At 64.5% G+C, this 15912-nt stretch carries 14 protein-coding genes; 6 read left to right on the top strand and 8 right to left on the bottom strand.

Annotated features, from left to right (window positions below):
• Nucleotides 1–5 precede the first annotated feature (5 nt).
• A complete protein-coding gene (locus P5W98_RS15650) occupies nt 6–209 on the bottom strand; it encodes a hypothetical protein (protein ID WP_421025389.1) in 204 nt (67 codons plus the stop codon).
• 7 nt (nt 210–216) lie between these two features.
• Nucleotides 217–1083 (bottom strand): M15 family metallopeptidase, encoded by an 867-nt coding sequence (locus P5W98_RS15645; RefSeq protein WP_421025390.1) that lies wholly within the window; start codon nt 1081–1083, stop codon nt 217–219.
• 137 nt (nt 1084–1220) lie between these two features.
• Here P5W98_RS15645 and P5W98_RS15640 point away from each other — a divergent pair, with 137 nt between their 5' ends.
• Nucleotides 1221–2183, top strand: coding sequence for a hypothetical protein (locus P5W98_RS15640; protein WP_421025391.1), 963 nt, complete (start codon nt 1221–1223; stop codon nt 2181–2183).
• 32 nt (nt 2184–2215) lie between these two features.
• Here P5W98_RS15640 and P5W98_RS15635 read toward each other — a convergent pair whose 3' ends face one another.
• From P5W98_RS15635 to P5W98_RS15620, 4 genes are all read right to left on the bottom strand, one after another.
• Nucleotides 2216–3388 carry an alpha-hydroxy acid oxidase gene (locus P5W98_RS15635; RefSeq protein ID WP_421025392.1) on the bottom strand — a complete coding sequence of 391 codons (1173 nt, stop codon included), beginning with the start codon at nt 3386–3388 and terminating at the stop codon, nt 2216–2218.
• A gap of 39 nt (nt 3389–3427) precedes the next feature.
• Nucleotides 3428–4852 (bottom strand): FAD-binding oxidoreductase, encoded by a 1425-nt coding sequence (locus tag P5W98_RS15630; protein ID WP_421025393.1) that lies wholly within the window; start codon nt 4850–4852, stop codon nt 3428–3430.
• 3 nt (nt 4853–4855) lie between these two features.
• A complete protein-coding gene (locus P5W98_RS15625) occupies nt 4856–5647 on the bottom strand; it encodes an ABC transporter substrate-binding protein (RefSeq protein WP_421025394.1) in 792 nt (263 codons plus the stop codon).
• 76 nt (nt 5648–5723) lie between these two features.
• A complete protein-coding gene (locus P5W98_RS15620) occupies nt 5724–6878 on the bottom strand; it encodes a pyridoxal phosphate-dependent aminotransferase (RefSeq protein WP_421025395.1) in 1155 nt (384 codons plus the stop codon).
• A gap of 343 nt (nt 6879–7221) precedes the next feature.
• Here P5W98_RS15620 and P5W98_RS15615 point away from each other — a divergent pair, with 343 nt between their 5' ends.
• Entirely contained in the window at nt 7222–8532 is a 1311-nt protein-coding gene (locus P5W98_RS15615) for a tyrosine-type recombinase/integrase (protein WP_421025396.1), read from the top strand.
• 88 nt (nt 8533–8620) lie between these two features.
• Here P5W98_RS15615 and P5W98_RS15610 read toward each other — a convergent pair whose 3' ends face one another.
• Nucleotides 8621–9403, bottom strand: coding sequence for an ABC transporter substrate-binding protein (locus P5W98_RS15610; RefSeq protein WP_421025397.1), 783 nt, complete (start codon nt 9401–9403; stop codon nt 8621–8623).
• Between the two features lie 89 nt (nt 9404–9492).
• Complete coding sequence (locus P5W98_RS15605; protein WP_434716986.1) at nt 9493–10194, bottom strand: aspartate/glutamate racemase family protein; 702 nt, start codon at nt 10192–10194, stop codon at nt 9493–9495.
• A gap of 217 nt (nt 10195–10411) precedes the next feature.
• On the opposite strand from P5W98_RS15605, the gene P5W98_RS15600 reads away from it, so the two are divergent.
• Genes P5W98_RS15600 through gsiB form a run of 4 tightly spaced genes read left to right on the top strand, consistent with a single transcriptional unit; the run spans nt 10412 to nt 15881 of the window.
• On the top strand, nt 10412–11287 hold the full coding sequence (locus P5W98_RS15600) for a MurR/RpiR family transcriptional regulator (RefSeq protein ID WP_421025399.1): 876 nt from the start codon (nt 10412–10414) through the stop codon (nt 11285–11287).
• A complete protein-coding gene (locus tag P5W98_RS15595) occupies nt 11284–12315 on the top strand; it encodes an isoaspartyl peptidase/L-asparaginase family protein (RefSeq protein ID WP_421025400.1) in 1032 nt (343 codons plus the stop codon). The genes P5W98_RS15600 and P5W98_RS15595 overlap by 4 nt, the downstream gene beginning before the upstream one ends.
• A 50-nt stretch (nt 12316–12365) precedes the next feature.
• Nucleotides 12366–14303: a dipeptide ABC transporter ATP-binding protein gene (locus tag P5W98_RS15590; protein ID WP_421025401.1), complete on the top strand. Its 1938-nt coding sequence runs from the start codon at nt 12366–12368 to the stop codon at nt 14301–14303.
• A 30-nt stretch (nt 14304–14333) separates the two neighbouring features.
• Nucleotides 14334–15881, top strand: coding sequence for a glutathione ABC transporter substrate-binding protein GsiB (gene gsiB / locus P5W98_RS15585; RefSeq protein ID WP_421025402.1), 1548 nt, complete (start codon nt 14334–14336; stop codon nt 15879–15881).
• The last annotated feature ends 31 nt before the right edge of the window (nt 15882–15912 follow it).

Here is a 15912-nt window from a genome sequence, read left to right as displayed (position 1 = left end):
GCCGGTCAGGTCCTGGTGCTTTGAATGCTGTTCTGATGATCCGCGGCGGCGGGCCGCATGAGCTTATCGGCGTTCGGTTGCGAAACCGTGTCGCGCGTGTTGGCGGATTGAGCGAATTCGGTGAAATGGGTCGTGAAACGAGCCGCGAAGTAGGCCATGAAGTAGGCCATGAAGCGGGCAATAATAAGGCGTGTCAATGGCATTTTCATTGGCGCGCTATTGGACTTTTTGAAGAGCCGCGGCCTTGCGCCCGAGCACGAAACCGGGCTTGTGATATTCGACGTGCCCGAGATCCATCATTTTCCACCGGCCACCCCACGTTAGCCCGACTTGCTCGGCAACCTGTCCATATAACTGATAGCCGCGCATGGCCCAAGGATCTTTTTCTGAAATGACGAGTTTTCCGTCACGTAAAAATGCATTATCCGCCGCGAGACCATATTGGTGATAGCTCTGAAATGCCGCGGCATTGGTCACGTTGCTTCCCATTTTCGCCAGCCGGTCCTGCCGGTTGGGGCTCCGATAACCTTCCAGCAAGGCCATTTGATAACCGTATTGCTCGTGCATGATTTTATAAGCGAGCAATAGACGCGTACGGAAGTCGGGATCGAGCAGATTCCAGTCGCGGCTCGCATCCACCAATGCGGGGCGAACCTGTTCGACCTCCCGTGAGGCGAACGCTTCGGGCGGTAATGGCGGCGGCGGGACGAGCTGCTCGCCATTGAGCAACGCCGCGATTTTCTCATCGGGCGCACGAAGCGTGTCATCGTATTGGAATAACTGGTGGCCGCGAAGCGCAATAGCAATTAGCGGCGGCGTCGCAAGAATACCCGTCGTCGACAAAATCAGCAAGCGCCGTTTAATCAGCAAATTTTGCATGCCGGCTACAGTTGATTGGGAATATTTTGCCGACTTTGAAATTCCTTTACGCGCATGCGTGGCGCTTGCTGAAGCGCGTCGTGCAATATGGCTATGCAGATTGAATATTGTCTCAGTAAACGCGGCCCGCACGTCCGGGAAAAGCAGTATTGCTGCCAGGGGAACGGTAACGACGAAATAGACAACGAGTGCAATGGCGACCAAAAGCAACCCCGTGAACTAGAGGTAATTGTTTTTTGTAATGCTTGATTTTAGAATCAGGCTTGCCCGAAGTCGGGCCGACACGTATTATCACGGCGAAACAGGCCCGATTCAATGTGCACGATTCGAATGAGACTCTAATGAGTGTGCCGGACAACTCCCGCCCTAAAGCTTCATCCAGCGCTCCCCCCAGCCTGCTAGCCGACAGCGCCGCCAAAGCGTCCAGTGCGCCTGCCAACGGCGCACCCAATGGCTCGCGCATTCTGGCGAACCTCGAAGGGCGCGTCGTGCCGCCTGCTGCGCCGGCAGGCAAGACGTCGCGTTCCTCGAAGACCGGCGCGCTCGTCGCGCTGCTCGTGGTCGGCGCCGGCGCATTCGGCGCATGGCATCTAATGACGCGCGCGCCATCCACGGCAGCGAGTGTGGCCGCGCCGGCAAGCGCCACGCTTGCCGTTGCGGACGCAACTGCATCGCGGGCAGTCGTTGCGAGCGCACAGGCGGGCGCGCCCGATGCGGGCTCGGCGTCGCAAGCGGCAAAGATCGTCGCCGACGACGATGCGGCCAATGCCAGGTCGGCTGCCGACAGCTCGGCGTCCGCTGCGCCGGCTAGCGATGCGGACAGGCTTTCGCGCGCACTGGCCAATGGGGCGGGCAACGCGAGCGGCGCCACGGTTGCGGCAGCAACGTCTAAAGCGGCGCAGGCGCAGGTGCCCCGGGCGCAGGTGCAGTCACGCGCGCAGTCACACGCGCAGTCACACGAGAAGGGCGCAAAGCAGCAGACGCCCTCCGCCCGTCGTGCAGAAAGCAAGAGCACGGTTGCGCAATCGAAGAAGCCGGGCAATGCCGTGAAGAAGGACGATTCCGATGTCGATCTGCTGGCCGTGCTCGTTGCGCGCACCAAGCCGGCCGATACGAAGTCGGCCGCGCGCGCGCAGAAGGCTGGAGCCAAGGCCGACAGCACCGCATCGCTTGCGCAGCAAGTGAAGGCATGCGGCGAGCGCGGCTTCTTCGAAGACCAGTTGTGCCGCTGGCGCGTGTGCGATGGTCACTGGGGTCTGGATCCAGCATGCCCCTCGGCGGCGCGGGCAAGTAACGAGCATTGAGGTTGCAGCGGCGCGCGCCCCACCCAGGGGCGTTACGCTATTGCAATATCGGCGAGCCGATCCAGACTCGCACATCCGAGTTGCGCGAGCCCGTTGTCGATTTCATCGCGAAGAATCTGCAGCGCGCGCAACGCGCCCGCTTCGCCCGCCGCTGCCACGCCGTAAAGCGTGGCGCGCCCGAGCAGCACGCCCTGCGCGCCAAGACGGCGCGCCTTGAGCGCATCCATTCCGCGCCGGACCCCGGAGTCGAGCAGAATCTCGGCACGCCCGCCGAGCGCATCGGCAATGACGGGCAGCGCCGCGATGCTCGGGATCGCCGCATCGAGTTGCCGGCCGCCGTGGTTCGTCACCACGATCGAGTCCACGCCGCAGCGCACGGCCTGCGCCGCGTCGTCGGCGTTGAGGATGCCTTTCAGGATCAGCGTGCCGTCCCAGCGCTCACGCAGCCATGCGACGTCGCGCCACGCGAGCGTCGTGTCCATCTGACGCTCGATCCACTCGGCCGCGTCTAGGGCGCTTGCGCGCTTGCCGATGAAGCCGTCGAGATTCTCGAAGCGCGGCAGTCCTGGTGCGTACACGTTGGCGAGCCAGCGCCAGCGCGTTGCGGTATTGAGCAGGTTCCGGAAGTCCGGTTTCTTGAAGCCGCGGTAATTGCGCGCCTCCCAGTTGCGATTGCCGTACACGGTTGCGTCGGTGGTCAGCACGAGCGACGTGTATCCCGCATCACGGGCACGCTGCATCAGTTCCAGCGTACATTGCCGGTCCTGGAACATGTAGAGCTGAAGCCAGCGGGGCATATCGGGCCACTCGCGCGTGGCTGCGGCAACGCGCTCGATGCTCGCGCTCGCAAGCGTCGCCAGGCAGAACGGCACGCCGCTTCGAGCGGCGGCTCGCGCCAATGCGATATCGGCATCGCGCCACAGCATGCCGTTGAAACCGGTCGGGCCGACCGCCATCGTCGCGGCCGAATGGCCGCCCTTGAACTGCGTTTCGATCGAACGAACCGAGACGTCGCGCAGCGTGCGAGGCACGAGCCGAAGCGACTCGAACGCCGCGCGATTCGCGTGGACCCCAAGTTCGTCCTCGGCACCGCATTCGAGGTATTCGAGCGCGAAGTGGGGCAGACGCCGGCGCGCCATCGCCTGAAGATCGGCAATCGCGACCGCGCGGGCCGGATTCCGTCCGCCATAGAGCTTGCGTTTCATTTCGGTGTACGTCCTGATCGCGTCAAGCGCTACTGCCGCTCAAAGGACCTTCCCCGGATTCAGGATCTGCAGCGGATCGAGCGCCGCTTTCAAGCGACGCATCAGGCCGATTTCGGCGTCGCTGCGCGTGCAGGCCAGGTATCGCCGCTTCAATACGCCGATCCCGTGCTCCGCAGAAATCGATCCATCCATTTCCTGCACGACACCGTAGACCGTGCGATCGATTTCGTGCGCGAGCGCCTCGTCGAGTTTGGCGAGCGACACACCGATATGCACGTTGCCATCGCCGACGTGCCCGAAGAACAGGCACACGGCCTCCGGCCAGCGCGCATGCAGTGCCGCCTCGCAACGCCGCGCGAACTCGCCGAGTTCTCCGGTCGGCAGGCTCACGTCGAAATTCATGAGGTTCGGCAGCGCGTCGATTGCGAGACCCTCGCGCAGCAGCCACATGTCGCGCATTTGCCGCTCCGACGTCGCGAGCGCCGCATCGTCGACGAGCCCCGCGTCGAAGCAGTCGGCAAGGCACGTTTCGAGCGTCTGTGCCGCATCGCCGCCCGGCGCGCTCGTGGCGCACTCGATTAGCACAGCGAAACCCTCCTCGCCGGAAAAGGGCGCGGTGACATCGGGCGTATGGCTGCCGACATACCGATAGAACGACGGCCACATCGCCTCGAAGCTGACGACCTCCGGCTCCGCGCGCATCCGGTCCCAGAGCCGCACGACGGCGTCGTAATCGGCGACGCGGCACATCGCGGTGGCAGGGGGCGCGAGCTTCGGGCGCAGCCGCAGCACCGCGCGAGTGATGATCCCGAGCGTGCCCTCGCTGCCGACGAACAACTGCTTGAGGTCGTAGCCGGTGTTGTTCTTCAGCACCCGGCTCATCGATGAAACGACCGTGCCGTCGGCGAGCACGGCTTCGAGCCCGAGCACCTGCTCGCGCATCACGCCATAGCGGATCGCGCGCGTGCCGCCCGCGTTGGTGGCGATGGCGCCGCCGACCTGGCATGAGCCGCGCGCGCCGAGATCGACGCCGAACGTGAAGCCGGCTGCTTCCGCGGCTTCCTGAACCACTTGCAGCGGCGTGCCGGCGCGCACCGTGATCGTGCCGGCCGCGGCATCGATCGACTCGATGCCGGCAAAGCGCTCCATCGACAGCACGATCTCGCCGCCGAGCGCGACCGCACCGCGCGCGAGGCCGGTCAGCCCGCCCTGGGGCACCACGGGTTGGTTGAGCTTGGTGCACAGCGCGAGCGTGCGCGAGACGTCGTCGACGCTGCGCGGCCGCACCAGCGCGCGCGGCCGCGCGCCGGGCGCTTCGTTATACGCGGTGAAGTAGTGCGGATCGATATCGGCCGATCGCGTGACGATGTCCGCGCCGAGTTCGGCAATGAGCGCGCCGTCGAGCGCGTCCGTTGCCGCGTGGCCCGGTACACCGCACGTGGCCGCCATATCGTGAATCGGCATGCATTACTCCGCGGAGATATCCATGCTGCCGAAATACTTCTGGCCGAGCGACTTCACGGTACCGTCGGCCTTCAGCTTGTCGATTGCCGCGTTGAGCTTGTCCTTCAGCGTCGTGTCGCCCTTGCGCAGGCCGAACGCGATGCCGGCGCCGAGGATCTTGTCGTCGCGCACCGCGCCGCCGGCGAACGCGAAACCCTTGCCCTCGGGGCGGTCGAGGAAGCCGGACTGGCCCGACGGCGCCTGCACGAGGGTGGCGTCCACACGGCCGGCGGCCAGATCGGCGTAGGCCTGGTTCTGGTCCTGGTAAGACACGACCGAAACGCCCGCCGACTCCCAGTGAACCTTCGCATAGGTTTCCTGGACCGACGCCTGCAGCACGCCGACGCGCTTGCCCTTCAGCGATGCTGACGTCGGCTGCAGGCCGCTGCCGGCGCGCGCGATCAGCATCGTCGGCACGCGGTAGATGACGTGCGTGAAGTCGATGGCTTCGCGGCGCTTGTCGGTCGCGTTCATGCCCGAGTTGATCGCGTCGAACTTGCGGCCGTTCAGGGCAGGGATCAGGCCGTCGAACGACGTCTCGACCCACGTGCATTTGAGCTGCGCGGTCTTGCATACGGCGTTGCCGACGTCGATGTCCATGCCGACCAGTTGGCCGCTCGGCGACTTCGATTCGAACGGAGCATATTCGGCTTCAAGGCCGTAGCGCAGCGTATCCGAACCGGCGAGCGCCGCGCCGGAACCGAACGCGGAGCCGAACGTACAAGCGAGGGCGAGGCAAATTTTCAGGTGTCTCATTGTGATTTACTCTTCCAGGTCCAGGGAATATCAGTGACCGGCGCATGGTTGCCCCGCCGGTGCTTCAACCGTCACATCAAATGCTGCAAAGCCGCCGCGCGCCTTCCACCAGCGTCGCATCGTCCTTCGAGAAGCTGAGCCGGATTACACCATTGTCGGTGCCGTCCGTATAGAACGCGGATAGCGGAATCGTTGCGACGCGCGCATCGCGGATCAGGCGCAGCACGAAGTCGCTGTCGTGCTCGTCGGAGAAATGACGGAAACGGGCGAGCATGAAAAACGAGCCTTCGCTCGGCAGCAACTCGAAGCGCGAGCCTGCGAGCTCGCGCGCGAGCAGGTCGCGCTTGCTTTGATAAAACGCGGCCAGGCCGAGATAACTGGCGGGCTGCGCGAGCATTTCCGCGAACGCGACCTGCATCGGCGTGTCGGCCGCGAACACCATGAACTGGTGAACCTTGCGGATCTCGTTCATCAGTTCGGCGGGCGCGAGCATATGGCCGACGCGCCAGCCGGTCACGTGGAACGACTTGCCGAACGACGACACGATCACGCTGCGCTCCGCGATCTCGCGGTGCCGCGCCATGCTTTCGTGCCGCGCGCCGTCGAACACGACATGCTCGTACACCTCGTCGGACAGGATCACGATGTCGGTCTGGCGGGTGAGGCGGGTGAGCTGGGCGATGTCTTCGGCGGAGAAAACCGTGGCGGTCGGGTTATGCGGCGTATTCACGATGATCATGCGCGTGCGCGGCGTGATCGCGGCGGCAACCGCGTTCCAGTCGACGCGGAACTGCGGCGCCACGAGCTTGATCGGAACCGGAGTCGCGCCCTGCATCCGCACGATCGGCGCGTAGCTGTCGAACGAGGGCTCGAAGTAGATCACTTCGTCGCCGGGGTGCACGAGGGCGCTGATCGATGCATAGAGGCCTTCGCTCGCGCTCGCGATCACCGTGATTTCGGTGGACGGGTCGTAGCGCGTGCCGTACAGGCGCTCGGTCTTCTCGGCAAGCGCGTCGCGCAGCGCGCCGACGCCGGCCATCGGAGCGTACTGATTGTGGCCGTCGCGCATCGCGCGCGCGACGCCTTCGACGAGCGCCGGATCGGGTGCGAAGTTCGGTGCGCCTTGCGAGAGGTTCAGCGCGTCGTGCTCGGCCGCGAGCTGCCCGATCACGGTGAAGATCGTGGTGCCGACATCGGGCAGCTTGGAACGGGGTACGGTGGCGCTTCGCATGAATTCTCCTTCTGGGATCGGGTGTGGCTCGATGCGCGTGCGCACGATCACGACACTGTATTCGGAGCGGTATTCGACGCCAATCGACTAATTTGCATGGTGGGCATGAGTTAAATGCATGCCGCGGGCGTTGGTTGGATGCGCAATGCCCATATAGGCCAAAATAGTTGATAATCCAACGTAATACGGCAAAAATACAACCACACGTTCAATTTAATTCACATTATGCATATAATGGGGAATTGAAGGAATGGAAGCAGGAGATACAATATTCAAGCCGCCGAGCCTCGTCCGGCGCAGCTAGACGCACACCAAAACGCACCCAAACAGATCAGGAAGCTCGATGAGCGCGGAAAACTCCTTGCCCGTTTTGCCTTTGCGATACGCCTCGGCGCTCCAGCTACGCGCAGCCGGGACTGGCGGCGCCGGCGCGAACCTGGGCGACGCCGCGCGCCGGCAGATTCGCGCGGAGACCGATCTGGAAGCCATTTCCCTGTGGCTGGCCAACTATGTCGACAGCCCGGCCACGCACGCGAACTACCGCAAGGAAGCCGACCGTCTGCTGCTCTGGGCGCTCGCGCAGGCGCTCAGCGGACCCGGCATGATCGCGCAGGAAGACCTGCGTCTGTTCCGTGAATTCCTCGCGGCGCCCGACCGGCGCAATCCCATTTGGACGGTGATCGCCGAGCTCAAGCCGGTGTCGTCACTGACACACGAGGACCTCGCGCGTTACCGTCAATTCCTCGCCGATCCCCAGCCGGCCTCCACGTGGGTCACGCAAGGCGGCGCCCGGTACGCCACGGACGATCCGCGTTGGCGCCCGTTCGCGGGCCGGCTCGAGCCGGCCAGCATCAAACAGGCCGTGGTGATCCTCGACAGCATGTTCGGCTGGCTGGTCGAGGCCGGTTACCTGCGCGGCAATCCGCTCGGCCTGCTGCGGCAGCGCCGGCGCCGTCCGGCCCAGCGGATCACGCGCTATCTCCCGGCAGTCATGTGGCAGCACGTCAAGGACTACGTGGCCGCCATGCCTGAGCAGGATCCGCGGCAACAGCGCGAAAAGGCGCGTGCGCGGTGGCTCACCACCCTGTTCTATCTGCTCGGTCTGCGGATTTCGGAAGTTGCCGCGGGCACGATGGGCAACTTTGTGCGCGAAATCGGCACCGACGGTACGCCGCGCTGGTGGCTGGAGGTGGTGGGCAAAGGCCTGAAGTACCGGCGCATCCCGGTTTCCCAGGAACTGCTCGCCGAACTGATGCGCTATCGCGAAGCGCATGGCCTGGGGCCGTTGCCGGCGCGCAATGAACTGACGCCCCTGCTGCTGCCGTTTCGCCAGCGTGCCGGCAATGTTTCAGGCGAAGGCGTCGATCGCAAGACCGTGCATAACGCGATCAAGGCGGTGTTCGCCAAAGCGGCGGACTGGACCGAAACCCGGGGCGGCGAGTATGCGGATCACGCGGACCACATTCGCCAGGCGTCCGCCCACTGGCTTCGACATACGGCGGCGTCGCACATGCTGGACAACGATCTGGATCTGCGCACGGTGCGCGACAACCTCGGGCACGACTCGATCAACACCACCAGCCAGTACGCGCATGAAGAGGACGATCGCCGTCACGATGAAACGACCGGGAACCACCGGATGAACTGGCGCTGATGGCGCGGCCATACGAGCCGCGCCGGCGTGATGACTCGCCAATCCTGCGAGACGTCACGCCGGCAACGGGACATCGAAAACCCGCGGCTTATTTCCCGTAGATGTCGAAATCGAAATACTTCCGGGCAACCTTGTCGTACGTGCCATCCTTGTGCATGTCGGCAAGCGCCTGATCGACCTTCTCCCGCAGATCCGCATCTTCCTTGCGCATGCCAATGGCCGTGCCGTTGCCGAGAATCTTCGGGTCGTCGAGCGTCGTGCCGACGAACGCGAAGTCCTTGCCGCGCGCAGTGTTGAGGAAACCGAGATTGGCATGCACCTGGTCCTGCACGGACGCGTCGAGCCGGCCCGAAACCAGATCCGCATAAACCAGATCCTGGTTCTGGTAAGGGACAATCGTCGCACCAGCCGGCTCCCAGTGCACGCGCGCGTAGGTCTCCTGAATCGAGCCCTGCTCCACGCCGATCCGCTTGCCCTTCACGCCTTCTGGCGTGGGCAGGATCGTTGCCCCCTTTCTCGCGACCATGCGATCAGGCGAATGAGCGACTTTTGTCGAGAAAGCGATCTGTTGCTCTCGTGCAGCAGTTTTCGACATCGTGGACAGAATGGCGTCGAATTTGCGCGCCTTCAGCGCAGGAATCATGCTGTCGAAATCCTGCTCGACCCATACGCACTTTGCATGCAGATGATGGCAAATTTCGTTGCCGAGATCGATGTCGAAGCCAACGAGTTGGCCATCGGGCGCTTTCGATTCATATGGCGGATAGCTCGCGTCAACGCCGAAGCGGATGGTCGACCAGGTTTTCGCCTGCACACCCGTTGCCGACGCGGCGAACAGGGTAACGATCAAGGCTGCGGAAAGTCTTTTCACTTCAACTCCTCGTAGAGATAGGGAAATTGCGTTTTGCTGCACACTTGACTTCGGTATCCTGAGCATTGGCGGCGCCACTCCAACGCCTCTCAACCATTGACTCCATAGGCGCGCCGCGCCAGCGCACGCGCCAGCACGTCCGCCGGATCGACCAGCGTCCACTCGCGCGCCTCCTCCACGAAAGGCAGCGCGAGCGGGATTTCCGTGCAGGCCATGACGAGGGGCAGCGCACCATGCCGCCGATGCAGCGCGTCCGCCACCGCGCCGAAGCGCTCACGTGCGATGTCGGGCCTGCCGGCTTTCACACCTTCGTAGATCCCTTGCATCAGCGTCTTCCGCTCCTCGGGCAGCGGCAGCACGCACTGGATACCGCATTCATCGAAGGCGTCCTGATACAGCCGCATCCGGTAAGTGCCCTGGGTAGCCAGCAAGACCGCTGCGTCCACGCCGCCGGCTCGCAAATGCGCAGCCGTCTCCTTGGCGATATGCAGCAGTTCCACGCCGTGCCGGCCGCGCTGCAACGCGGCGTGCCAGGCATGCGCGGTATTGCAGGCAATCGCGATCGTTTGCGCACCAACGGCGGCCAGTTGCGCGATTGCGCGCTCCATGCCTTCGAGCGGCTGCGGCGCGTCGCGCTCCAGCAAGGCGCGGCTGCGGTCCACCACCGGGACCTGCACGAGCCAGTGCTCCGGAAACGACTGATCGACGATAGGCGCACCGGCCGCGCGCAGATGCCTTTCGCACGCCTCCAGGAAAAGCCTGACGAAATCGACGCCGGCGGCAGGCCCCATGCCGCCGAGTATGCCGACCGGATGGACTTGCCTTGACCGCCGGCCTTGGTGCGCCGCGGTTGCGGGACAATGGCCTCCGGGTGAAAAGGGAGCGGTATTCATCGTTTGTCTCCGGCGCTGCTCCAGGGTTACCCCTAATGAAAATCAATTTTCTATATATATATTCTGGCGAAAATTTACTTACATGCGCAAGCCCCCAACCGATCCATTGCCGCCGATGAGCCAGTCCGACCTTTCCGTCGTCGAGCGAATTTCCGAGATGCTGCCGGCCTTGAGCGACGCTCACCGGCGCCTCGCCGACTACGTGCTCGCCAAGCCGTTCAAGGTTGCCGTCATGACGATCGACGAGTTCGCGAGCGCGTGCGAGGTATCCAACGCGACGGCCAACCGCTTCGTGCGCCGGCTGGGCCTGCCAGGCTATCCGCAGTTCCGGGCGCTGCTCGCGCAAGGGTTCGAGGATGCGCTCGCGCCCGTCGAGCGTCTGCGGCTGGAGCGTTCCCGAACCGCGTCGGCCGCGGACATTTTTGCGGCCTCGCTGTACGAGGATCAGCGCAATTTCGAACTCACCCGCATGTCGCTCAGTGCTGAGCAGTGCGAAAAAGCCGTGCAGGCCGTGATCGGGGCGCAACGCATTTTCATCATCGGTTTTGGTTCGAGCGGCTACCTCGCGGGCCTCCTGCAGCGCAACCTCGCGGTGCACTGCGATCTGGTCCAGAGCCTCGCCACGCTCGGCGGCGTATCGGAAACGGCGCGCCAGGCGTCGCGGCTGCGCAAGGGCGATCTCGTCATCGCCATCTGCTTTCCGCGCTATCTGGCCGACACGGTCGCGCTGGTGAAAAACGTGCGCGCCAACGGCATCAGTGTGCTTGCGATGACCGACAAGCCCACCTCGCCGCTCGCCACGCACGCGGACATCTGCCTGTACGCGCGCAGCGAACGCCAGTACCTGTCGAACTCGGAAACGGCCGTGCTCGGTCTGATCGAGGCCTTGTCGGCGGCGGTCGCGCACCGTTGCGCCGATTCACTCAAGGACGTGGCTCAACTGACCGAATCGGTCATGCCATGGCTTATTCATAGGGACGACAAAGCATGACCCAGGCGGCACAAGCGGTACTCGCGATTCATGGCGGCGCCGGCGCAATCGCGCGCGCCGAAGCCTCGGACGAGGTGCGCACCAATTACGAAACGGCGCTGGCCGGGATCCTCACGAAAGCCGGTCGCATTCTGGAGCAAGGCGGCAGCGCGCTCGATGCGGTGACCGAAGCAGTGCGGCTGCTCGAGGAGTGTCCGCTCTTTAACGCCGGTCACGGCGCGGTGTTGACGAGCGCCGCCACGCATGAACTCGACGCCTCGATCATGGACGGCCGCAACCTCAAAAGCGGTGCCGTGGCGGGCCTGAAAACCGTGCGCAATCCGGTGCTCGCCGCGCGCGCGGTCATGGAGCGCAGTCAGCACGTGATGTTCGTCGCCGAGGGCGCGGAGGCGTTCGCCCAAGCTCAAGGACTCGAGCGCGTGGCGCCCGATTTCTTCTCGACGCCGCTGCGCCGCGAACAGCTCGAGCGCGTGCAACGCGCGGAGGACGGCCAAACCGCGCTCGATCACGACGCCGGTGCGAACGGCGCAGGCGGCACGAGCGGCGCAAGCGGCGGCGTGCCGCTCTCGTTCCCTGCGGACCGCCAGAAGGACGCGCCGCTCGAAGAAGACCGCAAGCTCGGCACAGTGGGCGCCGTGGCGCTCGACGCGCACGGCAATCTGGCCGCCGCCACCTCGACCGGCGGCATGACCAACAAGCAGCCCGGCCGCGTGGGCGACTCGCCCATCATCGGCGCGGGCTGCTATGCGAACAACCGCACCTGCGCGGTTTCCACTACCGGCACCGGCGAAATGTTCATCCGCATGGTCGTGGCGCACGACATCTCGGCGCGCATGGAGTACGCCGGCGCCTCGCTCGAAGAAGCGGCGCATACGGTGGTGCACGAAAAACTCCCGCAAATCGACGGACGCGGCGGCCTCGTCGCTGTCGATGCACAGGGCAATGTCGCCATGCCCTTCAACACCGAGGGCATGTATCGCGGCTTCATCCGCGCCGGGCAGGCCCCCGTCGTCGCGATCTACGCATAAATCGAACGCCGACTTTCAACCGTCCCCAGCTTTCCGGCAGAAGCCCTACGATGAGTCTCACAGTCGCCCCATTCGCGGACATGCCGCGCAACCGCGTCGTTCAGGTCAACGAATTGAACGTCGAGTTCCGGGGATCCGAACGCACGGTCCACGCGGTCAAGCATCTTTCCTTCCATGTCGATAGCGGCGAGACGCTCGCCATCGTCGGCGAGTCGGGCTCGGGAAAGTCGGTCACGTCGCTCGCGCTCATGCGGCTCGTGGAATATGGCGGCGGCTGCATCACGGGCGGCCAGATGGCGCTGCGCCGTCGCAACGGCCAGCTCGTCGATCTCGCGCAATGCCCGGCGCAGCAGATGCGCTCGCTGCGCGGCGCCGACCTCGCGATGATCTTCCAGGAGCCGATGACGTCGCTGAACCCGGTGTTTCCGGTTGGCGAGCAGATTGCCGAGTCGATCCGCCTGCATCAGGGCCTCTCCGGCCGCGAGGCGCGCGCCGAGGCCCTGCGCATGCTCGACCAGGTGCGCATTCCCGACGCGGGCAACGTGCTCGGGCGCTTCCCGCATCAGTTGTCGGGCGGCATGCGTCAGCGCGTGATGATCGCCATGGCGCTGGCCTGCAAGCCTGCGCTGCTGATCGCCGACGAGCCCACCACGGCGCTCGACGTGACGGTGCAGGCGCAGATTCTCCAGCTGATTCGCGAATTGCAGCGCGAGATGAACATGGGCGTGATGTTCATCACGCACGATATGGGCGTCGTGGCCGAGATGGCCGACCGCGTGCTCGTGATGCTGCGGGGCGAACCCGTGGAAGCGGGCGACGTGCAGCAAGTGTTCGACCAGCCCGCGCACCCCTACACGCGCGCCCTGCTGGCCGCCGTGCCGCGCCTTGGCTCGATGCGCGGCACGGACCAGCCCGCGCGCTTCACCCTGCTCGACAGCGGAAATCCTGTGACCAAGACGGCGCAGCCGGCTACCGTGGCCGCCGAGGTGGGCCCCGAAGTGGCCCCCGAAGTGGCCCCCGAAGCGGCCGCAGCGCCCAGCGACGCCAAAACCGCCGGGCCGATTCTGAGCGTGCGCGACCTGACCACGCGCTTCGATATCCGCACCGGCGTGTTCAGCCGGGTGACGCGCCGCGTGCATGCTGTGGAAAAGGTCAGCTTCGATCTGTATCGCGGCGAAACGCTCTCGCTGGTTGGCGAGTCGGGTTGCGGCAAGTCCACCACGGGCCGCTCGCTGCTCCAGCTCGTGCAAAGCCAGGCGGGCCGCATCGTCTTCGAGGGGCAGGAAATCAGCGGCCTGCGCGGCACGCAACTGCGCAACCTGCGCCGCAATATCCAGTTCGTCTTTCAGGACCCGCTTGCCTCGCTGGATCCGCGCTTGAGCGTCGGCTACTCGATCATGGAGCCCATGCGCATCCACGGCGTGTACCCGGGCGACGAGGCCGAAAAGCGCATGCGCTATCTGCTCGAACGCGTGGGCCTGCCCGCGGATTCGGCACAGCGCTATCCGCACGAGTTCTCGGGCGGTCAGCGCCAACGCATCTGCATTGCGCGTGCGCTCGCCACGAATCCGAAAGTCGTGATCGCCGACGAATCGGTGTCGGCACTCGACGTGTCGATCCAGGCGCAGATCGTGAACCTGCTGATCGACCTGCAACGCGAAATGGGCATGGCCCTGCTCTTCATCTCGCACGACATGGCCGTGGTCGAGCGCATCAGCCACCGCGTGGCCGTCATGTACCTGGGGCAGATCGTCGAAATCGGCTCGCGCCGCGACATCTTCGAAAATCCTCAGCATGCCTACACGAAACGGCTGATGAGCGCCGTTCCGGTCGCGGACCCGCGCCGGCGCCATCTCGACCGCAAACTGTCGTCGGGCGAGATTCCGAGCCCCATCCGCAAGGTGGGCGACGAGCCTGTCGTCGCACCGCTCAAGCGGGTCGGCGAGAACCACTATGTCGCGCAGCACGCGATTGCCGCGCAGTTTTGATACACCATCCCGTTACGAGGAGCAAAAAAGATGCGAACCTTTCGCACGAAACAATGGGTCGGGGCCGTCGCGCTGGCCTTCGGTGTTTTCACGGCGCCGCTGGCGATGGCCGCGAAGGACGTGACGATCGCCGTGCCGATCACCATCGATTCGCTGGACCCCTACAACACCAACTCGACGCTCGCCCAGGCGGTGGGCAAGGCCTACTACGAAGGGCTGTTCGCATTCGACAAGGATCTCAAGGCCCAGCCGCTGCTCGCGCAAAGCTATACCACCAGCCCCGATGGGCTCGTGTATACCTTCAAGCTGCGCCAGGGCGTGAAGTTCCAGGATGGCACCGACTTCAACGCCGAAGCGGTGAAGGTCAACCTGGAGCGTGTGCTCAACAAGTCCAACGGGCTCGCGCGCTATAACCAGTTCAACCGCATCAAGTCGGTGGACGTGGTGGACCCGTACACCGTCAAGATCACGCTGACCGAGCCGTTCTCGGCGCTCATCAACGCACTCGCGCATCCTTCGGCGATGATGATCTCACCGGCCGCGCTCAAGAAGTGGGGCAAGGACATCGCTTTCCACCCGGTGGGCACGGGCCCGTTCGAGTTCGTCGAGTGGAAGCCTGCCGAATATCTGAAGGTCAGGAAGTTCTCCGGCTACTGGCGCCAGGGCTACCCGAAGGTCGATGCGCTCACCTTCCGCACGGTGACCGACAACAATACGCGTGCGGTGGTCGTGCAAACGGGCGAGGCGCAGTTCGCCTTTCCGGTTCCGTATGAGCAGGCGCCGATCCTGAAGGCGAACGCGAAGCTCAATCTGATCGTCAATCCGTCGATCTTTGCGAACTACGTGTCGATGAACGTGCAGCAAAAGCCGTTCAACGATGCTCGCGTGCGCCAGGCCATCAACTATGCAATCAACAAGGACGCGCTCTCGAAGGTGGCCTTCGCCGGATATGCGTTCCCCTCGCAGGGCGTGGTGCCGCAAGGCGTGGCGTTCGCCGACAAGATGGCGCCGTGGCCCTACGACCCCGCCAAGGCGCGCGCCTTGCTGAAAGAAGCGGGCTACCCGGACGGCTTCACCACGACGCTGTGGTCGGGCTATAACGACGGCACCTCCGCCAAGGTCGTGCAGTTCCTGCAGCAACAGCTCGCGCAGGTCGGCATCAAGACGTCGATCGAGATGCTGGAGTCGGGCCAGCGCGTGCAGCGCGTGCAGCAGGTGAAGGACGCGAAAACGGCGCCCGTGCGCATGTACTACGGCGCCTGGTCGGCGTCGACGGGCGAGGCCGACTGGGCACTGCGTCCGCTCCTCACGACCAATGCGTGGCCGCCCGTTTTCTACAACACGGCCTACTACTCCAACCCGGCCGTCGACAAGGACGTGGCCGATGCATTGCTGACGACCGACGCCGGCAGGCGCCAGCAGCTCTATGCGGACGCGCAGCAGCGCGTCTGGAAGGACGCGCCGTGGGTGTTCCTGACCACCCAGCGCAACCTGTCCGTGGAGAACAAGAACCTGAGCGGCTTCTATGTGATGCCCGACGGCTCGTTCAATTACGGCGACATCGATCTGAAGCAGTAAGCCGCTCGCCTCCCCTGTCGCGAAGCGCTGG

Source organism: Paraburkholderia sp. A1BS-2L (assembly GCF_051125205.1).
GTDB lineage: Bacteria > Pseudomonadota > Gammaproteobacteria > Burkholderiales > Burkholderiaceae > Paraburkholderia.
This window is presented reverse-complemented; position numbering and strand designations above follow the sequence as displayed.